At 43.3% G+C, this 22,723-nt stretch carries 17 protein-coding genes; 8 read left to right on the forward strand and 9 right to left on the reverse strand.

Going from position 1 to position 22,723, the window contains the following annotated elements:
- Positions 1-7: 7 nt before the first annotated feature.
- Genes HQK88_01200 through HQK88_01225 form a run of 6 tightly spaced genes read right to left on the reverse strand, consistent with a single transcriptional unit; the run spans position 8 to position 8,214 of the window.
- Positions 8-2,614: a hypothetical protein gene (locus HQK88_01200; GenBank protein ID MBF0615412.1), complete on the reverse strand. Its 2,607-nt coding sequence runs from the start codon at positions 2,612-2,614 to the stop codon at positions 8-10.
- The gene (locus HQK88_01205; GenBank protein MBF0615413.1) at positions 2,611-5,166 is read right to left on the reverse strand and encodes a hypothetical protein; all 2,556 of its coding nucleotides are present in this window, start codon (positions 5,164-5,166) and stop codon (positions 2,611-2,613) included. Before HQK88_01205 ends, HQK88_01200 begins: the two co-directional genes overlap by 4 nt.
- 8 nt (positions 5,167-5,174) lie before the next feature.
- Entirely contained in the window at positions 5,175-5,594 is a 420-nt protein-coding gene (locus tag HQK88_01210) for a response regulator (protein ID MBF0615414.1), read from the reverse strand.
- Positions 5,595-5,596: 2 nt separating this feature from the next.
- Entirely contained in the window at positions 5,597-6,685 is a 1,089-nt protein-coding gene (locus HQK88_01215; protein MBF0615415.1) for a sulfite exporter TauE/SafE family protein, read from the reverse strand.
- Between the two features lie 40 nt (positions 6,686-6,725).
- Complete coding sequence (locus HQK88_01220) at positions 6,726-7,352, reverse strand: hypothetical protein (GenBank protein ID MBF0615416.1); 627 nt, start codon at positions 7,350-7,352, stop codon at positions 6,726-6,728.
- Positions 7,353-7,389: 37 nt separating this feature from the next.
- Complete coding sequence (locus tag HQK88_01225) at positions 7,390-8,214, reverse strand: cytidylate kinase-like family protein (protein ID MBF0615417.1); 825 nt, start codon at positions 8,212-8,214, stop codon at positions 7,390-7,392.
- A gap of 429 nt (positions 8,215-8,643) precedes the next feature.
- On the opposite strand from HQK88_01225, the gene HQK88_01230 reads away from it, so the two are divergent.
- The 4 genes from HQK88_01230 to HQK88_01245 are packed head-to-tail and all read left to right on the forward strand — an operon-like array spanning position 8,644 to position 12,805.
- Entirely contained in the window at positions 8,644-10,119 is a 1,476-nt protein-coding gene (locus HQK88_01230; GenBank protein MBF0615418.1) for a sensor histidine kinase, read from the forward strand.
- The gene (locus tag HQK88_01235; protein MBF0615419.1) at positions 10,116-10,760 is read left to right on the forward strand and encodes a response regulator transcription factor; all 645 of its coding nucleotides are present in this window, start codon (positions 10,116-10,118) and stop codon (positions 10,758-10,760) included. The genes HQK88_01230 and HQK88_01235 overlap by 4 nt, the downstream gene beginning before the upstream one ends.
- Before the next feature lie 31 nt (positions 10,761-10,791).
- A complete protein-coding gene (locus HQK88_01240; GenBank protein ID MBF0615420.1) occupies positions 10,792-11,568 on the forward strand; it encodes an ABC transporter permease in 777 nt (258 codons plus the stop codon).
- Position 11,569: 1 nt separating this feature from the next.
- Positions 11,570-12,805: an ABC transporter ATP-binding protein gene (locus HQK88_01245; GenBank protein ID MBF0615421.1), complete on the forward strand. Its 1,236-nt coding sequence runs from the start codon at positions 11,570-11,572 to the stop codon at positions 12,803-12,805.
- A gap of 32 nt (positions 12,806-12,837) precedes the next feature.
- Here HQK88_01245 and HQK88_01250 read toward each other — a convergent pair whose 3' ends face one another.
- On the reverse strand, positions 12,838-14,304 hold the full coding sequence (locus HQK88_01250; protein MBF0615422.1) for an HD domain-containing protein: 1,467 nt from the start codon (positions 14,302-14,304) through the stop codon (positions 12,838-12,840).
- Between the two features lie 132 nt (positions 14,305-14,436).
- On the opposite strand from HQK88_01250, the gene HQK88_01255 reads away from it, so the two are divergent.
- From HQK88_01255 to HQK88_01270, 4 genes are all read left to right on the forward strand, one after another.
- Entirely contained in the window at positions 14,437-15,801 is a 1,365-nt protein-coding gene (locus tag HQK88_01255) for a TolC family protein (protein ID MBF0615423.1), read from the forward strand.
- A gap of 32 nt (positions 15,802-15,833) precedes the next feature.
- Positions 15,834-16,931 carry an HlyD family secretion protein gene (locus tag HQK88_01260; protein MBF0615424.1) on the forward strand — a complete coding sequence of 366 codons (1,098 nt, stop codon included), beginning with the start codon at positions 15,834-15,836 and terminating at the stop codon, positions 16,929-16,931.
- 288 nt (positions 16,932-17,219) lie between these two features.
- Entirely contained in the window at positions 17,220-17,717 is a 498-nt protein-coding gene (locus HQK88_01265) for a DUF4365 domain-containing protein (protein MBF0615425.1), read from the forward strand.
- Complete coding sequence (locus tag HQK88_01270) at positions 17,714-18,856, forward strand: hypothetical protein (protein MBF0615426.1); 1,143 nt, start codon at positions 17,714-17,716, stop codon at positions 18,854-18,856. Before HQK88_01265 ends, HQK88_01270 begins: the two co-directional genes overlap by 4 nt.
- 96 nt (positions 18,857-18,952) lie before the next feature.
- Here the strand turns inward: HQK88_01270 and HQK88_01275 are convergent, their stop codons facing one another.
- A complete protein-coding gene (locus HQK88_01275) occupies positions 18,953-19,162 on the reverse strand; it encodes a hypothetical protein (GenBank protein ID MBF0615427.1) in 210 nt (69 codons plus the stop codon).
- A 424-nt stretch (positions 19,163-19,586) separates the two neighbouring features.
- On the reverse strand, positions 19,587-22,679 hold the full coding sequence (locus HQK88_01280; protein ID MBF0615428.1) for a multidrug efflux RND transporter permease subunit: 3,093 nt from the start codon (positions 22,677-22,679) through the stop codon (positions 19,587-19,589).
- Between the last annotated feature and the right edge of the window lie 44 nt (positions 22,680-22,723).

Here is a 22,723-nt window from a genome sequence, read left to right on the forward strand (position 1 = left end):
CAATATATTACATAGTAAACGAGTAATTACCCTCTAAAAATGCCTTAACGTACCAGTCCTTAGCCTCCATAGTGCTTATCGCCATATCCAACTGTCTGGAACAGCCAAGCAGACGGCCAAGCATTTCAAGTTTTTCCTCCGTCTCTTCTTTTGAAGCACCGTTTAGTGTGGCTATTACAAGGTCTCCCTTAATGTCCGCCTTAAAACCAAATGCCTCCGTCACTTCTTTAATAAATAACGCTCGCCTGCCTCTTCCGTCCACACCGGCGCCGCCTCCGTTAAAACGGAAATTGATATAGTTGTTGATGTAACTCTCTCCGCAAAATGAGTCTATTATTGAATAGTGATACGCTAACTTTACACTTAAATTAATATAACTGTCGGTAATAATGACATATACCTTGCCGCCCTCCTCAGTGACTCCTGTGCTTACAAAAGAGCGCATCATTACCGAGGCAAGCCCTCCCATATCTATCGCCACAGGACCTGACCAACGCACACCCTCCTGAATCATCCCCCGCCACAGTGCCCTAAACGGCATTGAACTTATATGCTCTATAGATAACCTCTTCAAAAACTTAGCTTCATCAATCACTCCGCCGTCAAGATCTATAACATAAAACCGCAGCGGTATCCGTGCCGACACAAGCTCCTGAGCGGAACTCCCGCTTTCCGTAAGTTTCCCTATACGAAACATCTCCTTAACCGATATTTCATGTACAAATCTGATTATGTCGTGCACAGTGCTGATGTCATCTGCTGAAACATCGGCCTCGCTGATTGTGGCAAGATTAAGATGAGTGATGTTTCGCATCGCAGTTTTTATTACCGATGCTGATTGCAGGTATTCATCGGAAACAGCATTTTCCGCTGCAATTGTTGTATTAACCTCTATAGTGCGCCCATCATATATACGCCCTGAGTCTGCATCAACTGTTACAGTGTTTACGCCCTTAAGCTTATCTCGAAGGTCTCTTACGTTTATTACCATAGGGATACCGAACTCACGCGCCACTGTTGCCAGGTGGCTGGTACGGCTGCCGGTCTCTATCACAAGAGCCGAGGCTAAAGACATCAGTCTCACATAATCGTTAGAGGAACTCTTTGCCACAGCTACTGCCCCTTTAGGAAACTCTGCAATATGATAGAATCTGTCAATGAAGTAAACCGGTCCGGAGGCAACTCCGCGACTGGCTGTCTCCCCCTCTGCTATGATAACCTTTTTTGCTGATGCTGCCGCCTGACGGGGAGTTCTTGGATTTGCAGGGGAGAAAACCCTCTTAGCGTGCAGGGAGCGCGCCTGTAAAATTACCACCCTGCCCTTTTCATCAATAGCCCACTCTATATCCTGAGGAGTTTCAAAGTGCTTCTCTATTATGCAGCCGAAATCGTACAGAGTTTCGATTTCATCCTCAGACACAGCAGGACGTTTACGGAAATCCTCGGGAACAGGAACCTCCTTTACGCTACTACTTTCGTCCAACACCAGTTCCACGCTTTTGTTGGTTATGATTCTATTGATTATGGTACCGTCCGTTTTACGGTCTAAGATGTACACGTCAGGGGGGATTGTTCCATCCACTGCATACCTGCCCTGTCCCCATATAGAGCTTAAAATTGCCTCGTCCTTATCGGGGCTGCCAGGATTTAGCGTGTAAAGCACACCGGCTGAGCGGGCATTAACCATCTCAAGGACTAACACCGCCATAGGAATGTCTCTGTCCATGATGTTTTTGGCAAGGCGGTAGTAGAGTGCCGTTTTGCCATACTTACTGGCTACGACCTGCTTATACGCATCTGTCAAAGACTCCACAGGCACATTCAATATGCTCTTAAACTGCCCTGCAAATGAAGACTTGCCGTCCTCCCCTACTGCGCTTGATCTAACAGAAAACCTCTTATTGTTGCCTATCTTTGCTGCCTCACTCAGTATCTGCTCCTCTATCTGCGCAGGCACACTGGAACTCATAATCAATCTCTCTATCTCCTCAGATGCCAAATCAATCTCTTCATATGAGTCCATAGAAAGCGGGGCAAGCAGAGATTCGATTTTGCGGTTGAGGCCGTTTACAGACATAAACTCCTTATACCCGGATACCATAATCGAAAAGCCACGTGGAGTGGGCAGGTTCAATACGTTAAGAAGCTCACCGAGGTTAGCTGCCTTGCCGCCGGTGTCTTTTATATCTTTTGCCGTTACCTTTTCAATTGGCATAACAAAGTTGCACGCCTGCTGCATGGGTTCATCCTCAAGTATAGCCATGGTGTTTTCCTTAATGTGTTCAAGTACCGAAAAGAGAAACATATAACGGTCGTCTGTCATATCATTCAAACTCTGTATGAAACTAAAGGACGTGCTAAAGATTCTTGCTAAATATGATTTCAAAGCAAGCACGGTTATTGTTTTATTTTCTATTTCCTCTTCAATTACTGCAAGGGTGTTTAGAAGCTCGTTGTTTTTTAAAAGAAGGTCCTTATAACTGTAGTATCTGCTCCTGAGTTTATGATAATCGTCGTCAGGAATAAGAAGCTCATCTGAAAAATCTTTATTATTAACTATACCACCTAAACTCCGAAGCAGCGATCCGGCTTTGCCGATAAGATACCCTATCATGCCTGGCTTAGGTGGTATCTCCCATGGAGGAAACTTGTGGAGTAATGCCGTACTAATTGATCGTCACAGACAAGGGTATCAAACTGTTGAATATAGGCAGTTAATCGTCCTAAGGAATTAAGCAGAAGTTCCATCTCAGGGCGAGAAATGTTATCAGTGCGGGCTATAATAACAGAGCCCTTTATATCAACTCTCATGTCTAATTCTCTCAATACGGTGGCTATAAGATCTCCTAACTGCGATTTTTTTTGAGTTCCGCCCACAAATCTGAAATAGACATGGCTTTCTTTAATATTTTCACTACAGTAACTGTCAATCATAGTGAAATTATGCCCAAATTTCAGTGTAAGATTAACGTATTCCTGCGACACTACCGCAACGTTATCTCCGCTGCGGCACAAAGCCCCCCTGCCGTACCGTCTTGCAGCAACCGGCACAGCGATTGAATCGGCAGAAGAGTGCCACACACTGGGACACATCATGCCCTCTGCAATCGCCCTGAAAGGAATAGACGTTATATGCTCAGGCTGTGCCTTACCGTTAACCCCGTTGAGCCCGCCGCCAATATCCACTATACATATTTCCATTGGTATCGGTATATCCAGCTTAACGGCGCCGTTGTCGTGTAATATCTCTTTGTAACGGCCTGCATTGGTAAGCTCCTCAACGCCCTTTTCATGAATAAATCTGAGGATGTCGTGGCATGTCTGACACCCCTCAGATGTGAAGCCACCAGAAAGAGGGTCGGTAAGGTTAAGAGGAGTCATGTATCTCAGTATTTTTTTCAGAATCTTAAATTCCCTCTCCTCTGCAAAATTAATATCCTCTGTGATATTATATCTGATAAGCTCCTTTATTGTCCCGTCATACACCTTATTGTCTTCAGCGTCAACGGTAATTTCCTGGCCATTTTGCAGCACAGAGGTTGCTGTACCGGTGTTTACAATAGTAGGCACATGAAACTCACGCGCTATGTTTGCCATGTGGCTTGTTGGGGTGCCAACGTCTGTAATAATAGCGGCAGCCTTTGGCATTATCTTTATAAACTGCGAGGAGTCATGCTTAGCAACAAGTACAGAGCCGCTTTTAAAGTCTCTAAGGTCCTCCATACGCCTCAAGACAAACACCTTACCAGCCCCAATGCCGCGGCATGAAATTATGCCTTGATTTTCAAAAATTATATTATATTTTTTCAGGGTTGTATAAATATCCTCATGCCTTTTCAACTGGCTTTCGGATATCTTAAGAGGCCTGGACTGTAGAAACACTAACTCACCACTGCTGCTAACTGACCATTCAATATCCTGAGGTTTTTTAAAATAATTTTCTATAATGACAGCATGGCGCACAATCGCTTTTATCCTGTCTTCACTGAGACATGGCCTCTGTGAGTCAACCCCGGATACAGGCACATTTTTTATGCCTCCGCCTTTGTCACAAACTGCCATCACATTTTTTTTGCCGATTTTCCTTTCCAAAATTTTATAAGGCTCATTTTTTTCAACAATATACACATCGGCATCCACAATGCCGTCTGTGACTGTCGTGCACAGCCCCCGGTTTGCGCTTATAATGACAATATCTTTTTCAATGTTGTCAGGGTCAGAGGAATATACAACTCCGCTTACGTGGGGCTCTACCATTTTCATACAGCCTACACTCATAGCCGCCATCATGTCACTTTGTGGTGCATGGTGTTTTTGGTATGCCAGTACCTCTTTAGAATATAAACTTGCTATTACAGTTTTATACGCCTCAGCCAGACTTGCTATCTCAGCAGGCACGTTTAACACTGTGTTAAACGCTCCGGCAAATGACAATTCTGAGTCCTCCATATCTGCACTGCTCCTTATTGCTACAAAAGTGACCTTGCCGCTACCGCCGCTTAATCTTGTCAGAGCCGTATCCAGCTCTGCCTCCATATGTGCAGGTAACCTGCCGCTCTTAACCAATTGTTGCGCTTTTTCGAAAAAAGCGTCATCTAAACCATTACTTACAGATGTATATTCTGCTTTCAGTGATTCTATTTTTTCCTCAAGATGGTTATACTCCATAAACTCTCTGAATGCTCCGGTTGTTATAGCAAAACCATCCGGAATGTTAAGATTAAGGTAGTTACCGAGCTCGGCAAGGGCGGCATTTTTCCCTCCTACCGCATCCGACATTTCCCATGTGATGTTTCTGTAAAACAGAACCGTTTCTCTTAAATCCACCGGCGCCTTATCCTGAAGAATTCTGTTAACCTGGGTATTAATCCTTTCAAACACCCTGTGAAGATATAGGTATTTGTTCTGAGAAAGAGCGTTTAAGTTGTAGATGGACTGAAACACGGTATCGGAAAACTCGGAATAGGACTTTTTTATATAGTTAATATCAAAGATATAATTACCGCCGAGTTTGTTTCCCATATCGGACATAATCTCAAGCGCATGGTTGTTGCTGTTTAGCATTTGCCGAAAACGGTTATATACAACCCTCAGGGAGAGTTTCATATCGGAGGTGGGTTCCTTTCTGGAAAATGCCACCATGATTTTTTTCATAACCTTAGTCATTTGGTTTATTACCTGCCTAATGCAGCCACAGCCGCATTTTTTGATTCGTTTAGTTCCCTTTCTGCCCTGCCGATAACCTGTTTAATTGTGTCAATCTCAACGGGTTTTGAAAGAACATCAAACACTCCTTTTCTAAAAGCCTCTCTGACCATTTCAGTCTCGGCAAAACCTGTGAGAATAATGACTTTAGATGCAGGGTTCTTTTCCTTTGCCGATACAAGAACTTTCATCCCATCCATGCCATCCATCCTAAAGTCAGTCAGTATGATGTCATAATGCTTATTGTTTAACTCCTCCACAGCATGTGCACCATCACCAAACACTGCGACCTCAAACCCTGCCTTTTCCATAATCTGTTTAAGGCGCTTACAGACGATGCTCTCATCGTCTATGACCATAAGGCGGCATTTATCCTCTTGTCTGCCCATATTTATTCCACGCTCGCTGAGTAACTGACCTCAACTATACCTTTTTCCCTTACTTTTGCCCTGAATGTCCAAAAGAGGATTAGAAATGTGGCGATAAGTCCGCTTCCAAAGAGAAAAATCTTGCTTCCCATCTCAAGTGCGGAAACTGTAGAGGCATCGAGGTTTATCCAATTTAAATTTTTGCAGTTGACAGGCATTGCAAGCAGCCGTGATACGACACATAAAAGTATAAGCACTGCCGTAACCAACCTGATGTAGAGTTCTTTTACCACTTTTGTAGCCACTGCTCCAAAATATATTCCCGGTAAAGAACCAGCATACAGCAAAAGCACCAGTCTTAAATCCACATACCCACTGAGGGCATAGTTAAAGGTACCCCATCCTCCCGTAAACACGGCAAGAAAGAGCTCCGTGCCTGCTGCCAATGCCGTTGGCACACCAAACAGATAAATCATAGCCGGGACGCCAATAAACCCTCCCACACCTATTGTTCCTGCCATATAACCAGTAGCTAAACCCACAACAAGGATAGAATACAGGGAGATATCCACATTGGCTACTTTAAAGTGTATCATAGGTTTAAATTGAAATTTTCTGGATATTTTCAAAAACTTATCCGATGGCCCGCTGCCAGGTTGTCTCGTTGACCTCAGAGCGTCCTTTAGCATAAACGTGCCGATTATACTAAGCACGACAACAAAGAAGGTACTAACATAAAGGTCTGAGCCGTCTTTTCCCATTTTAACAAAAAAGAACTTGTTTACAAAAACCGCAAGGCTTATTCCTAATGAGGCAGTAATGAGCAGGAAAATCCCCAGCTTTTTATCAACATTACCCAGTTCACTATGCTTTTTAGAGCCCATCATTGCCTTTCCAAACTTATGGGCAATATTGCTGGCAACTGCGATAACGCCAGGTACGCCTAAATTCATCATTCCCGGGGTCATTAAAAAAGCCCCGCCTGAGCCAATAAACCCTGAAATTGTCCCGCCAATAAAGCCAAGCACAACCAAACCCAGCATGTACCACGGATGAGCACCTAAAATCTGTGTCAGCATACCCGCTCTTTCGATTATATGTGGATCTATCATTTAAAAACTCCTCCTGTTACGGTGTATATAAAGCCCGTATTTATTTTTCAAGGTTAAACATCTTTGGCAGGATATGAACAGTGTTTCCCCATACCCAGGCATGAACAACCACTATAGCCAGTACGGCAACAGCCCCTGGGACACTCATAGTCATAAATAACCTTATGTTAAGTGTCTCAATCCTTGGATAAAGTACACCGTACATCACCATCGAACACAGTGCATAGACAACAAACATGCCCCAGTTAACGCTACCGTGTTTATCCGCTTTAGCGTGGGCTACGTTTAGCGAGCGGGCAGTTGTAACCGGACAGGACAGTGCTTCTTTTAGTGTCTTTAAAGTCACTCCGGTGTTTTTTAGCGCATCTGAAAAAACGGTGTCACCTGCCAGTACAAGACTTGCCGGCATCAGTGCCTTAACTTTGTCTATAAACACCTCCGACTCCACACTTACAACATAGGAGTTGAAACTTATCCCATCCTGTGCAAATCTCTCTTTGACTGAATTAAGTTGTCTTTCCAGCTTGTTTAATTGCGTTCTGTCCCCGGTCCGGGTTGGTAATATGCCGATTATTGCGGTATCAGCAGCTTTTGATGCTTTTATTGCGTATTGCAGCACGGGGGAATTTATATCCCAACTGTCGTCAATTACTAAAATCTTTTTCAAGCCTTACCTCCTTTTTTTATAAAGCCAACACATTTGATTACCTAATCATACTGGAAGCATACTGTGCGAATACATCCTCGGTTACGGTAATTTCAACTCTGTGTATGCCGGGTATTTCTGCTATCGCTGTATTTATATCGTTAACCCGCTTTTTGTACTCTGCTTCAGCTGCCTTAGTGTGAATATACAATATGCCATTTGACCGAACATCTATCTCGTGGTCTATATTAATGAGTGCGGCCTTAACACGACTGGCCAGTTCGATGTTTTTAAGACAGTGTACAGAATAGTTTGACGCCTTATACTTTGGCAGGAGTGCTTCATCAGATATCAGGGATACTACGCTTTCCGTATCTGATTCCTTAAGTTCAACCACCAAATCGTAGACAGACTGATCGCTTTCATTGATTTTATATAGAAGACTATTCACTTTATGGCGATTCCTGTCCAGTTTAAGCAGTTTTTTTGCGGCTTCATTTTCCGTGATGTTTTCAACTGTTTGCATTCGTTGCACTCTTATAGCAGTGTCGGCATGAATTCGTACTTTCAGCACGTGTGCCACTGCTCGGATAAGTGCCTCCCCTGCCGGCCCGTAATACACGATATTGTCCTTAAGAAAATACTTAGCCAAAGCCGACTGTAAATACGCTGCGAGTTTTACCCGTTTAATAAGTGACATTCCCAAAAAAGAAGGGGCATTTTCCACAGCCTCTCTGAGCTCACTCTCTGATAAGTTGAACTGCTCCGAGGCTAATGTAATTATCTCACTGCCCAAACACTTATATCCCATCTGGAGGGCAACACCCTCTGCTATTTTCCTGCTCATACCGTAAGCCGCACCGCTTATAGTTATTACAGACATTTCCAACCTCCTTTAGCGCTTCTGAAACACGGCATCTTTAGAGCGCTTTTCAGTAAATATTCTCTCTGCATTAACGGCCCTACTTATACCGAGTTGCAATCTAAACTATAATTTAAAGAGGAGATTACGACGTCGCTACGCTCCTCGTAATGACAGATAGGGAAGCTCATGTACAAGCCTCACGCCGTCATTGCGAACCCCCGCAGGGTGTGTGGCAATCTCCTCTTTTGAGCGCAACTTGGTATTTAGTAAACCAATCCGACGGATATATCCACGCGTCTGACTTATTTTATGGTTAACATTAGCCCAATATCAACACGTAATAATATATATTTAAGGTAGTCAAAACACCTAATTTTTATAGGTAAATTACCTATGGCTATTTGCCCGTATAAGCGTTATAATTTACATCGTGGAGGGCTTTTTGTAGTGGAACAGATATATTTTGCACATGATTTAGACGTAATTTATTTTGTCTATGGCCTGTCATTTTTTATAATGGGCTATGGCATCTTAACCCAAAGTAAATCAAACAGCATCTTTAAAATCAGTGGAATTATCTGGCTTTTGGGCGTATTTGGAGTACTGCACGGTATTAATGAGTGGCTTGACATGTGGGTTGTTATTAAGGGCAGGTCTCAACTGATTGATTACGCAAGATGGGGGTTTCTTATCGTTTCCTACTGTTTCCTGCTGGATTTTGGATTAAGAATGTGTATGCGAAACATAAAACCTGAATTCAATCGTAAGTATTCATTAGACATCTGGTTAGTATTAGTTGTTTTACTTGTGATAGCGGTAATTTCACTTCAATCGGACAACTTTTTAACTACTTCAAATATTCTGTCAAGGTACTTTATGGGGCTAACTGGTTCAGTTCTTACCGGGGCTGGATTTATCATATATTATCACACTGAGGATGAGAAAATAAAAGGTGCAACCTATATGAAGTACAAGTTTTGGGTATTGGCACTGTCTTTCCTTGTCTATGGCATACTGTGCGGGTTAATTGTCCCCAAAGGCAGTTTTTTCCCTGCAAGTGTTTTGAATGTCGTGTGGTTTCATTCGGTAACGAACCTTCCTGTGCGGTTTATCAGAGGGATTTTTATAGCTATATCGGCATTAAATATCGGCAACATTCTTTCCACTTTTCAACGGGAAACTAACTACCAACTGCAAGAGGCACTTGCTTACAGAAAGACTATCGAAGATGAACTGATAAAATCACAGGAACAACTCCGCTCTTTTGCAATCCGCCTCCAGTCACTGATTGAAAAAGAAAGGACCAGAATTGCCAGAGAACTCCATGACGAAATAAGCCAGTCCCTTACGTCGTTAAAGATAGACATAGACGAACTGCTTGTCCCTGATGTTTCAGGTGATAATTCTCTGATGATTTCCCAAATTCTTGACATCGAGAAATCAATTGATTCCGTAATTGACCGTATGCACGACATAGCAACAGACCTGCGCCCAAGTATTTTAGACCAGCTCGGCCTTCTTGCAGCCATAGACTGGCAGGCAAAAAAGTTTACGCAACGCACGGGGATTAAGTGCGATGTCAGATACAACAGTAACATCACATCTTCACTTGGCAGCTTTGGCGCTGAATCCTCTACGGCACTCTTTCGTATATACCAGGAGGCGCTTACAAACGTATGCCGCCACGCAAATGCAAATAAAGTTACCGTGTTCATGTATAATAATGATAACGGGCTTGTTGTAAAAGTAGTTGACGATGGTGTTGGAATAGAACGGCAAAAGGTATTTGACCATAATTCCCTTGGACTTATGGGAATGAGAGAGCGTGTAGCTTTGTTTGGATGGCAAATGGAGATTAAAGGAAAAACAAATAAGGGAACGGTTGTAAAGCTGCTTATTCCCGAGGGCTCAATTGGGCAATGATAAATATTCTGTTAGTTGACGACCATCCTATTGTAAGAGAGGGAATTATAAAGATTCTTCACAGACAGCCAACCATAGAGACAATTATAGAGGCCAAAACCTCAAAAGAGGCGATCGCACAATTAAAGAAATTCCAATTCAGTATCGTAATTTTGGATATTTCTTTGCCCGACAAGAGTGGCCTTCTGACACTGGAGCAGATAAAACATGACTATCCCGGCCTGCCGGTTCTCATGCTCAGTATGTACCCGGAGGAGGAGTATGCGATACAATCGCTAAAGCTGGGGGCCTCGGGCTATTTGACCAAAAAAGCGATGCCGGAGGAACTGCTTAAGGCTATAAAGAAAATCGCATCCGGCGGCAAATATATAACTGCAACTCTTGCTGAAAAACTTGCATACGAACTTGACAGCAAAACCGATAAGCCTCTGCATAAATACTTAACCAACAGAGAATTCCACGTAATGGGCATGATAGTATCAGGGAAAACTCCAAGGGAGATTGCACAGCTGCTGTCATTAAGTGTAAGAACTATCAACACCTACAGGGGCAATATTCTTGAAAAACTTCAGTTAAAAAATAATGCCGAACTGGTACGTTACGCAATCGAAAATAAACTGTCCGACACGTATCAGGCATGAAGCACAATAACTTATCTGCTCAACTGTAATAATGTTTAAAGAAATACTTCAATATAGAGAGCTTCTTTACATGCTTACGCTGAGAGATATAAAAATCCGGTACAAGCAGTCTGTGATGGGTTTTCTTTGGGCGTTTTTTCTGCCTATGGTAATTGTGGCCTCAGGATTTGTCGTCAAAGCGGCCTTCTCTCTTACTACAGGTAAACCTCTGCAATTTCAGGGGCTTGCTGCTATGGCAATTAAATCCATCCACTGGTCGTTATTCATAAACTCAATCCGGTTTGCCACAAACAGTCTCATTCAAAACGGAAGGCTCATCGTCCACATATATTTCCCGCGGGAGATACTACCCTTGTCCTCGGTTTTGGTTAATCTTTTCGATTTCTTTATTCCACTATTTGTGATTATGTTTATTTTTGCAGTGACAGGGGTTGGGATAAGTATCTACACCTTATGGTTTCCGGTTTTACTCATATTATATATAATGTTTATCGTGGGCGCGGGGCTGCTTTTATCGTGTGCTAACTTGTTTTTCAGAGATGTAAAGTACATTGTTGAGGTGGTGTTAGCGTTTGGGATATTTTTTACACCGGTGTTTTATGATGCCTCCATGTTTGGAAAATGGGAACGCATTTTATTACTAAATCCGGTTGGGAGCATTTTAGAGAGCATAAGCCGTGTGTGCGTGTACCACCAGAGCCCCGATGTGTTTTGGCTTTGCTATTGTGTTTTGTGGTCGGCAGGGATTTTCTTTATAGGCCTAAGGGTTTTCCATAAAGCCGAGTCCTTTTTTTCGGAGATTTTATAGTATGTCTGATACGGCGTTAGAATGCTCTAATGTGAGTAAGAGTTTCAAAAAGGGTGAGAGATTTAACTCTCTGAGGGATTTGCTGCCGGGCGCTTTAAAGAGTTTCTTTTTGCGGGACAGCCAACTGCGTCAGGGGGAGTTTTGGGCGCTTAAGGACATATCATTTGACATCACACGTGGTGAGGCCTTTGGCATAATAGGGCCAAACGGAGCCGGTAAGAGCACCTTATTAAAACTGATTGCCAAAATACTTGTGCCTAACACGGGGGCAATAAAAGTATCGGGGAGGCTTGCAGCGCTTATTGAGCTTGGTGCAGGGTTTCATCCGGATCTAACCGGCAGGGAGAACATTTATCTAAACGGCGCAATACTTGGAATGAAAAAACGTGAAATAGACCGCAGGTTTGACAGCATTGTGGAGTTTTCCGCACTTTCCGGATTTTTAGAAACTCCGCTCAGGCACTATTCAAGCGGCATGTTTGCCCGCCTTGGGTTTGCCGTTGCCACCCATGTGGATGCCGATATTTTGCTTATTGATGAGGTGTTAAGTGTTGGGGATGCCGGGTTTCAGGTAAAATGTATTTCCAAGATGCATGAGTTGATAGCAAATGGGAAAACCGTAGTGTTTATCAGCCACAACGTAAGACAAGTTGCCAGACTATGTAACCGTGTGCTGGTGTTATCTAAAGGCGAAACGGCAGCCCTTACAAGCGCTGATGATGCGATAAACCTGTACTACAGCCTTGTAAGCGGCACATCGTCAAAAGACAGTGAGCCACAGGATAAAACCATCACAGTTACTCCCACCGATGCACAGTGTAATCCAGTGGAGTCGGTACAGTTTGGAGACGATATTAATCTCCTTGTAAGATGCACTCTGCCAGCGGGTTTTCCCAAATCATATCTCATTGTAAAGGTAGGAAACCACTACGGAGTGGACTTTCTGTCGTTTAATTCTGAAAGAGCAGGGTTAGAGATGCGTCCCGGCGCAGTTGAACTTCTATGCCAGATAGAAAATCCCAAACTTCTCCCTAACAGATACAGAATGACCGCCTGGCTTATGGACACTCTTACCGGACAGGTAATAGATTACTTCTTACATCAGGGGAAAGATCTTATAATTGAGCCACCCGGAGCTGAAATACTAAAAACACTTCCTAACCCTGAGGCTACAGTGTTTGATTCAAACTATGCGTGGACTGTAATGGAATCCAAAGCGGAGAGAGAAAATAGGTAAGGGAAATGGCGTTGCCCTGAAGGCTGACTTTTCTAATGTTCGTCTTTGAATTTATCTGCAATTGCAACGAACTTTTTTTCAAGTGCAATGAAAGCATCTGTAACATCGGGGTCAAAGTGGCTGCCGCGTCCTTTTATGATAATCTCTTTGGCAACATCGTGAGAAAAAGCATCTTTATAAACCCGCTTTGTGATGAGGGCGTCATAAACGTCAGCAAGCGCCATAAGCCGCCCACAAATAGGTATATTGTCTCCTTTAAGACCCACAGGATAGCCGGAGCCATCCCATTTTTCATGGTGATAGCAGGCTATCTCTTTTGCTATGTCCAAAAAGGAATTGTAGCCGATTGCCATCTCGGCCTTTAAGAGAGCGTCTCTGCCATAGACCGTGTGCATTTTCATCTCCTCAAATTCCTCATCGGTGAGTTTCCCGTTTTTAAGAAGCACTGCATCACGTATTCCCACCTTTCCTATGTCATGAAGGGGAGCGGATTTGTACAGAAGTTCAATAATTTCATCTGAGAGGTATCCGGAAAATCTGTGGTTATTTTTCAGATACATGGCAATTGCTTTGATATATCTTTGTGTGCGCAGGATGTGCTTTCCGGTATCACTGTCTCTTGTCTCAGCAAGGCTTGCCAAAGACAATATGGTAACGTCACGGGTCTTTTGTAATTCCTCTGTGCGTTCCCTTAGTTTTTCTATCATTTTGTTGGAATATGTGGCCATAACTCCAAACTCGTCATTTGTGCTAACGGCTACCTTTTGGTTTAAATCGCCGTTAGCTACTGCCTCAAGCACGTTGTTTTCAATTTTAAAGAACAGTTTAAGGTTCTTTGTGTGAGAAATTATCAGATTAATGTTTTCAATGAGAATGATTACAACAACAAATGCGGTTTCAATCAATACTTCTTTTGTAAAAACGGAATTAACCGGTTCTGCATTGTGCGAAAACAGATCAAAATTCCTGTGAATAATCAAAAAGACAACAAGCATCATAAATAACATATTTAAAGTGGCAGCGATGATTATTTTTGAGGTAAGCTGCATAAAATCTCCGGTGACTTTTATATCCTTTCCGGTATGCCTTATCTCCATATTTATAATTCTTTCCCGTTCAAGCCCAAGATCAATGGCTGCATAAAAACCGAGGGCCAATGCGCCAACAAGAACTTTTATACCGCTGACAGCAGGAAAAGCATAAGCATAGAAGTTGTACAAAGCAATGCTGAGCGTAGAAAGTGTGAATAGTCCGTAGTCAAGAACAATCTGGCGTTTTATCTGAGAAATGTACTGGCTGCCTAAGATGCCATGTTTTAGTAAGACAGTCCTGATAAGAAATGCTATTCCAAAAGACACCGCAAAAAACACCAGGCGCTTTCCTATGACAACCTCTGCACAGTAAGGACACACACGCGCGCTATATACACTTAATATCACAACTGCCAGCGCATAATGAACTGCTGCCCGGTATGACAGATGAAAGTGTATATCCCTCATCTTTATATTATACCATTAGCTTTCTCTATTGTGCTTTCGTCAGTGGGATGGGAGGGTTCCATTGGCAAAGCACTGGCTTATCATCCAATTCATTTGACAAAAATCCGCCGTTTTTATAGAATATAATGAGTGATGAAAACCAGCTTTGAAAAGCAGTTTATACCCATGATGGCTTTTCACTTCGTTATTTTTTTGTTTTTAACACATGGGATTTGCTTTGCACAAATGTCTGCGCCTTCACCCTCAGCCGCAGAAACCATGACAATTTCTGAGGGAGTAGCCATTGCCGTTTCAGACGAAAACCGGATTGTAAAAATAGCGTCTCAAAGCGTTAATATCTCCGAGCGGGAAACAGACATTGCCGCTGCACCGCTTTTGCCCTCAGTTAATGCTGAAATATCGCAGGGGTTTTTACAACATACACCTACAGCCATCTTTGGTTCCATGCAGGTGCCGATGGGTAACAGAGATTCCCTCTCTTATATGGTAAGCGCTAAGCAAACCATTTTTGACTTTGGCGCAAATATTTCACGTTACAAGGCCTCTGTCTCGGCTCTTGATGCAGTTAAGTATGACTACGAACGTACCAAAAACCTTGTTGCACTTGAGTTTATCACAGGCTGTTATGATACGCTTGAATTTGAAAAACTCGTTACAGTGTCACAGGCTGAAACTGAGAGGCTTGAATCGCACCTGAGAGTTGCCCGCTCTCTTTTTAAAGAAGGAGTGATTACAAAAAATGACCTCCTTCAAGCTGAGGTGAAACTCTCCGATGCAAAGCAGCGGCATCTCTCACTGAAAAACATGCAAGCAGTTTCAGTCTCTAAGTTAAACAATATCTTATCGCGGCCATTAGGTTCACAATTACACATTGTTGACGAGGAGGAGACAACCCTCTCCGCTATGTCAGTTGAGCATTTTTGGGAAATGGCTGAAAACCAAAGACTGGAGATAAAAATTCTGGACAAGCAACTTAACGCATTGAATCTTCAGAAAAAAAGTAAAACCGCCGCATTTTTCCCCACATTCTATGTGCAAGGTGGCTACGGCTATATGCAAAATGACTACCAGGTGTATGAAAATAACTGGTCTGTAATGGTAGGGGCCAGTGTTAATCTCTTTAGCGGCGGGAGCACTAAGGCTGAGGTATCAAAGTTGAAACTGATGACAGAGAAACTCGCTGAGGAAAGAAAAAAACTCGTTGAAGATATCCGGCTTGACGTAGAGCGGTATTACCTTAATATGAAAAACGCTGAGGAAAAACTCGCCGTATTAAAAGATTCAATTGAACAGGCAACTGAAAACCTGCGGATTAACAAGATTCGGTATGAACAGGGACAGGGAACTGCCACAGATGTCATAGACGCTATAACGCTTCTGGCCAATGCTGAGACCAACTATTTCAGCGCCCTCTATGAAATGAAACGCGCTTCTGCTGGGCTTCTCTATTTAAGCGGAGCGGATATGGCTGAAGTGTTCAAAAAGAAAACACTATAAATAAAACTCAGAGATGAAGGATAAAACATAACATGGAGCAAGCAACAGATAATACTTCAGATAGTGGTAATAAGAAAAAAATTGCGATAACAGTCTTAACAACGATAATTGTAGTCGGAGGGCTGATCACCCTTTTTTACCTGAGGTACAAGGCTCATCATATCTCAACTGACGATGCCTTTGTCGAGGGTACGATTCACACAGTGTCAGCAAAAGTCTCCGGTACGGTTAAGGGCATCTATGTGACAGACAACCAGTTTGTCAAAGAGGGGCAGTTGCTTGTAGAACTTGATGATACCGATTATGCGCTGCACTTAAAAGAGTCAGAGGCTGCATTAAGTGCTGAAAGAGCAAAGGCAGGCGAGGCAGACTCACGGCTTGATGCTGCCAAAGGCCAGCTTTATGAACATGGTGCAAAGACAGCTATTGCACAGGCAAATGTCGCTCTTTCAGAAGCTAACCTCAAACAAGCGCAACTGGATATAAAAAGAGCGGAAAACCTTTACAAAGATGAGGCTATTTCTAAGGAGAAATACGAAAGGGCTCAGACAAATTACACAGTCCTCACTGCGGCTAAAAACTCCGCTTTGGAGCAGCTCAGACAGGCGGAGCTTGCAGTTAAAACCCAGCAATCGGTCATAAAACAGACAGAGGCGCTGCAGAGCTCACAGCTCTCTTCAATCAAACAGAAAGAGGCGCTCGCAGAGGAGGCAGCCCATAACCTGAGTTACACAAAGGTATATGCCCCAGCCTCCGGATATGTGAACAAAAAAAGCGTAGAAACCGGAAACCGCATTCAGGTTGGCCAGCCACTTATGGCAATAGTTGCACTTGATGACATCTGGGTGGTTGCCAATTATAAAGAGACACAGGTTGCAAAGATTCGCCCCGGACAGCAGGTTGAAGTATCTGTGGATGCCTACCCCGGAAAAATATTTAATGCAACCGTTGACAGCATAATGGCAGGTACTGGGTCGGTGTTTTCACTTTTTCCGCCAGAAAACGCCAGCGGCCATTACGTTAAAGTACTGCAGCGTATTCCTGTAAAAATTGTTCTTGATAACACTACAGTAAAAGAACACGTGCTGAGGGTAGGGATGTCTGTTGTACCAACTGTTATCGTGAAGTAAGTATTTAAGCTTACCGTCTTTTTAGCATCTTATATGCCGCCATTTTCTAACCCATACCGAAAGTGTTAAAATACTTTATCTATTTTAACGGAGAGCATTTTATAACGCAAAAACAAATGGAGAGTAAAAACGTACATAATTTCTTTGAGAGTAGGGAGCCTATCCATGAGACAGATTAGGTTACACCATGAGGAATAACATACTTATTCTCAATCTGTATATATTAGCAGAGCTGATTTCAGAACAAATATGTATTAAAGATCCGGAAATTTTTGTGGAGGTATAACTGTGAATATAAATCAACAAAAAGAACAGTTTAGCAACGCATATCTTTGCGCTGTAACAGCAGTGGCTGGTTATACATGCTATAAGCCAAATGTAGATATTGAAAGTGTGGACTGGGGTATTACAGCAGTGGGAGTAAGCGGAACATTTAAATCTCCCAAAATTGAATTGCAGTTGAAATGCACGTCACAAAACGTTATGGGTGATGAGTTTATAAGATTCCCACTTAATATTAAAAACTACGATGATTTAAGGCATATAAACTACATGGTCCCACGTATTTTGGTAGTTGTTGTGGTACCAGATAAAATAGAGAAGTGGTTGAATCACTCAGAGCTTGAGCTCACAATGCGGCATTGCGGCTACTGGATGTCATTGTATGGTGAGAAAGAAAAGGATAATACGGAAACTGTTACTGTTTATTTGCCGCGAAAGCAACAGTTTACCGTTGACAACCTGAAACATATGATGTATCGTATAGGTAATGGAGAATTACCATGAAAACTTCCTTTTACGATAAACAAACACTTTTAGCTCTTAAGCCTTTAGAAATAATCGCATACCTCCGTTCAAAAGGATGGCAACAGTCAAAAATCAATACAGGCAAATGGACAACATGGGTAAAGGATGGTGACTTTGAGGCGATACTACCGCTAAATCGGGAATTCGGTGATTTTGCTTTGCGCATGGCGGATATACTCAAAACTCTTGAGGCTGTTGAAGAGCGGTCTCAATTGGAAATTGTTAACGACTTACTCACCTCATCTGCCGATATTATACGCTTGCATATAAAAGATGCAGAGTCAGACGATGGAACAATTTCAATCGAGGCTGGTGCACAAATAATAAAGAGTTCATGTGACTTGATTATAGCTGGTGCATGTGCAGCGATTGAAAAAAGAGAAGTTTTCCAAACCAAAAAACCAACTAAGGCAGCAGACTATTTAAAAAAAGTCCGGATGGGACAAACTGAACGCGGCAGCTATGTAATAACAGTCATTTCACGTGTTCCACCAGTGCTAAGCTTACAAGAGAGCGAACGTCTTTTTGAAATAGATGAGCCTTTTGAAAGACAGGTAACAACGACTTTGGTTAAAGCTGTAGCAGCAGCAAATAATGCTGCAAGCAATGCTGTGTCAACTGGAAGTTTTGAGGGTTTTAAATCTGCAGTTAAAGAAGGAGTGAGCGCCAATCTTTGCGATGCTATTTATGGGATTGCATCTGAAGGACAAACCTCTCGAGATTTAGAAGTAAATTTTTCATGGTCTGTAAGTCGTCCTGTAAACGATGCAACAATTAAAAGTAAAATAACATTCTTATCAGATAGCATGCCAGTGTTTAAAGAAGCTGCAAGGCTATTTCGTGCAATAACAACAACACGTGACGATTTCGAACTTCGTGGACAGGTTGTAAAACTCGAACGGGCTGAGGGTGCGCCTAAAGGGAAAGTTACCATAGTAGGTAATGTTGATGAGCAACCAAGGAACGTTATAATAGATTTAGAAGATAATGATTACCATAAAGCTGTACAGGCACATGATAATCAAGAGATAATATCCTGCACAGGTTTGCTTACGCGAGAAGGACGTTCTTACGAGTTACATGAACCACGAAATCTCAGAGTAGATGAGAACACATAAAAGCTAAGACGTGCGGCCTAAGACTCAACTTTCAAGATATAAAGGATAAAAATTAGTAAAAACTACACCCAATGACGGAGATATTCGTTGATGTTATCAACCAGACGATGAAAAAGACTTAGTTATGCTCTTGCTCGGTTTCTCTTGCCGCTTTTTGATTGAATTGATTATAGCCCATGATTCCTCTTCTGATACGGATATACCCTCGATGGCGCAAGAGGAACTTACCGACGTAATAAAATATTCCCAACACTTGTCCGGATCCTTCAAGTAAGGGTTTGTCTCGTACAGGGACTTCCTCTTCATGCTCTATTATACAACATAAATATGTAAAATTTGGCAGCTTCTTTCTCGGCCAAAACAGCAAACCAAGGCTCTTGCACTTCAGTACAGGATTGCAATAATATTTATAAATCTTTTAATCTTTTCGTCTGTTTAGCGGGCAGAGCTCGCTGTGAAACTTTTTAAGCGGCGGTACGCCGGTTAAAAAAATATTTACCAACAATAACAGTCAAAATGGCAAATATATTAAAAGCTGAGATTGCCACACCCCCTTGCGGGGGTTCGCAATGACGGCTTGAGATTATCGCTGACAAAAAACCTGGGGTCAAGGGGACTAGTCCCCTTGCGGCAGGGGAATCACCTTTAGGGGAAGGGATTATAAGGGAGGGGTGAGGCACCCCCGCCGTTATGGGCAGCGCCATCCCTTATATAATATAATTTTCTTCTTTCATTCTACTCTGCGTTTTCTGAACCTTTGTACCCATAACCTCAGTCTGTCGAGGTACAAATAAATTACCGGCGTTGTGTAAAGGGTCAGCATCTGGCTCAAAATTAATCCGCCGACAATTGTAGTCCCCAGAGGGCGGCGAAGCTCTGAGCCAACACCTGTGCCAAGGGCAAGGGGCAGTGTCCCTAAAAGTGCCGACATCGTTGTCATCATAATCGGCCTGAATCTTAGAAGGCATGCCTCATAGATTGCATCCTTAGGGCTTTTTCCGTGTCTGCGTTCGGTATCCAGTGCAAAATCCACCATCATTATCCCATTTTTCTTCACAATTCCTATCAGAAGTATTATCCCTATGATTGCTATTATGCTTAACTCCATTTTGAATATGAAAAGGGCTGCCACCGCCCCAACTCCTGCTGAGGGAAGCGTGGAAAGAATCGTTATCGGATGAACATAGCTTTCATAGAGCACTCCGAGCACAATGTAAACAGCAATCAAAGCGGCAAGTATCAGCAAGGGCTCATTAGCAAGGGAGTCTTTAAACGCCTGCGCTGTGCCGGCAAACGTTCCACGCACAGTTTTTGGCATTCCCATCTCTAAAGCAGCTCTCTCTATTGCCTTTACCCCATCGCCAAGCGCTGTACCCGGAGCGAGATTAAACGATATCGTTGTTGCCGGAAACTGCCCCTGATGATTTACCGCTAAAGGGGTTGGAGTTTCCTCGTATCGGCTGAAGGCACTCAGCGGAATACGTCTTCCATCCACGGTAAAAACATTGATGTCTTTCAGCGTGTCAGAGTACTGCCAGTACTGCGGAGCAGCCTCCATTACCACGTGGTATTGGTTTAGCGCCGTGTATGTAACAGAGACCTGCCGCTGACCGTAAGAGTTATACAGGGCAGCATCTATAGCCTGTGGAGTTATGCCAAAGCGTGAGGCCGTGTCGCGGTCTATCGCAAGTGTAACTTGCCGCCCCCCAACCTGTAAATCACTGTTGACATCAACAATCTGTGGCATGGTTTTTAATTTCCCGGTCAGTTTCTGTGTCCACATATTAAGCTCAGCTATGTTTTCCCCCTGAAGAGTATATTGATACAGTGCGCCACCTATGCGGCCTCCAATACGAATGTCCTGCACGGGCTGAAGAAACGTGGGCGCTCCTGCAACAGTGTTAAGCTTTTTGCGCAGCCTTTTCATGATTTCCTGAGCGGAGGATTTTCGTTTTTCAAACGGAGTAAGGGAAAGGAATAACCGTCCTGTGTTTGTGGTTGAGCCCCCACCGCCGCCGCCTCCGGTAAATCCCAGCACATGCTCGATATCCGGATCCTTTTGTATGATGTTGATGATTTGCGTAAGTTTGCCCTTCATCGCCTGAAACGATGTGTCCTGTGAGGCTTGAATGCTCCCTGCAATTCGTCCGCTGTCTTGTTCCGGGAAAAACCCCTTTGGCACCGTAACAAACAGATACACGCTGGTTATTGCCGTAAGTATCGTTAAACAGAGCATTAAAAATGAGTGACGAAGCGCTACATTTAAACTCTTTTCATAGAGATGCAATATCTTGTTAAAGAAACCCTCACTAATAGCATACAAAAACCCGTGCTTACGTTCCTTTTTATCCTTAATAACGGTAGCACACATCATAGGTGTTGTCGTAAGAGAGACTGCCAAAGAGATTAGTATTGCTACTGAAAGCGTGACGGCAAACTCCTTAAAAAGCCTCCCAATCATCCCCTGCATAAGTAAAATCGGAATAAACACCGCTACCAGTGACAGACTCATAGAAACCACCGTAAAAGCAATCTCTCTTGAACCAATCACCGCCGCCTCATGCGGAGACATCCCCTTTTCCCTGTATCGCGATATGTTTTCAAGCACAACAATAGCGTCATCCACAACAAACCCTGTGGCAACCGTAAGAGCCATCAGAGAAAGATTATTTAAAGAATAACCCAACAGATACATCACGGCAAACGTACCGGTAATGGAAACAAACACGGCAACACCAGGCGCTAATGTCGCTCTGAAATCCCTTATAAACCAGAATACGACAAGTATCACTAAAATACCAGAAAGTACCAGCGAGCGCTCAACTTCTTTAAGGGAGCCTCTTATTGGAGGCGTCCTGTCAAGCACTACAGATAAATCCACGGCAGCAGGTAAAATTGTCTTTAACTGAGGCATAACATCCCGAATGCCCTTCACTGTCTCTATAATGTTGGCTCCTGGCTGTCTGAAGATAACCAGCATAACAGCCTGCCTTCCGTTAACCGAACCGGCAACACGCAAATCCTCAACCGAGTCCTCCACAGAAGCGACATCGGAAAGACGCAGCACTGTACCATTATCTGAAGAGATAATAAGAGGAAGGTACTCTTTTGCGCCATGCAATTGGTCATTGGTTACAATTTCCCAGGTTTTATCTCCCTGAGATATTTGTCCCTTTGGGCGGTTAACATTATTGGAGGCAATCACGCTGCGAACTGTCTCAAGTCCAACGCCGTATCTGCTTAACGCATTAGGGTTTAGCTCTACCCTTACGGCAGGCAGCGACCCACCACCGATAAACACTTGGCCAACCCCTTTCATCTGAGAGATTTTCTGCTGGAGCACGCTGGATGCAATGTCATACATCCGCGACTTACTGACAGTGTCAGAGATGAGCGCCAGTATGAGAATCGGGGCATCAGCCGGATTAACTTTCCGGTATGAGGGGTTAGTGGGAAGGTTTGCCGGAAGATAACTGCGTGCTGCGTTGATAGCGGCCTGAACGTCACGCGCAGCGCCGTTGATATCTCTGTCAAGCTCAAATTGAAGCGTAACCGAGGTTGAACCCCTGTAACTAGTTGATGTCATCTCGGTAACACCGGCTATGCGGGTAAACTGTTTTTCAAGGGGAGCGGCAACAGATGTCGCCATTGTCTCAGGGTCCGCTCCGGGAAGAGCAGCATTTACCGATATTGTCGGAAAGTCCACCTGTGGAAGCGGAGAGACAGGGAGACACATAAAGGCAATCACCCCAGCTAAAACCACAGCTATCGTTATAAGAGTGGTTCCTACCGGTCTGCTGATAAATGTTTCAACAAATTTCATTTTGAATTACTACTGATAAACTCTGGAAATATTTTTCATCTGCG

The sequence above is a fragment of the Nitrospirota bacterium genome (genome assembly GCA_015233895.1).
Lineage (GTDB): Bacteria > Nitrospirota > Thermodesulfovibrionia > Thermodesulfovibrionales > Magnetobacteriaceae > Magnetomonas.

Excerpts from the sequence above, each read along its gene's own strand:
- HQK88_01200 (MBF0615412.1), bottom strand. The coding sequence starts at position 2,614 with ATGATAGGGTATCTTATCGGCAAAGCCGGATCGCTGCTTCGGAGTTTA.
- HQK88_01205 (MBF0615413.1), bottom strand. The coding sequence starts at position 5,166 with ATGACTAAGGTTATGAAAAAAATCATGGTGGCATTTTCCAGAAAGGAA.
- HQK88_01210 (MBF0615414.1), bottom strand. The coding sequence starts at position 5,594 with ATGGGCAGACAAGAGGATAAATGCCGCCTTATGGTCATAGACGATGAG.
- HQK88_01215 (MBF0615415.1), bottom strand. The coding sequence starts at position 6,685 with ATGATAGATCCACATATAATCGAAAGAGCGGGTATGCTGACACAGATT.
- HQK88_01225 (MBF0615417.1), bottom strand. The coding sequence starts at position 8,214 with ATGTCTGTAATAACTATAAGCGGTGCGGCTTACGGTATGAGCAGGAAA.
- HQK88_01235 (MBF0615419.1), top strand. The coding sequence starts at position 10,116 with ATGATAAATATTCTGTTAGTTGACGACCATCCTATTGTAAGAGAGGGA.
- HQK88_01240 (MBF0615420.1), top strand. The coding sequence starts at position 10,792 with ATGTTTAAAGAAATACTTCAATATAGAGAGCTTCTTTACATGCTTACG.
- HQK88_01245 (MBF0615421.1), top strand. The coding sequence starts at position 11,570 with ATGTCTGATACGGCGTTAGAATGCTCTAATGTGAGTAAGAGTTTCAAA.
- HQK88_01250 (MBF0615422.1), bottom strand. The coding sequence starts at position 14,304 with ATGAGGGATATACACTTTCATCTGTCATACCGGGCAGCAGTTCATTAT.
- HQK88_01255 (MBF0615423.1), top strand. The coding sequence starts at position 14,437 with ATGAAAACCAGCTTTGAAAAGCAGTTTATACCCATGATGGCTTTTCAC.
- HQK88_01260 (MBF0615424.1), top strand. The coding sequence starts at position 15,834 with ATGGAGCAAGCAACAGATAATACTTCAGATAGTGGTAATAAGAAAAAA.
- HQK88_01270 (MBF0615426.1), top strand. The coding sequence starts at position 17,714 with ATGAAAACTTCCTTTTACGATAAACAAACACTTTTAGCTCTTAAGCCT.
- HQK88_01275 (MBF0615427.1), bottom strand. The coding sequence starts at position 19,162 with ATGAAGAGGAAGTCCCTGTACGAGACAAACCCTTACTTGAAGGATCCG.
- HQK88_01280 (MBF0615428.1), bottom strand. The coding sequence starts at position 22,679 with ATGAAATTTGTTGAAACATTTATCAGCAGACCGGTAGGAACCACTCTT.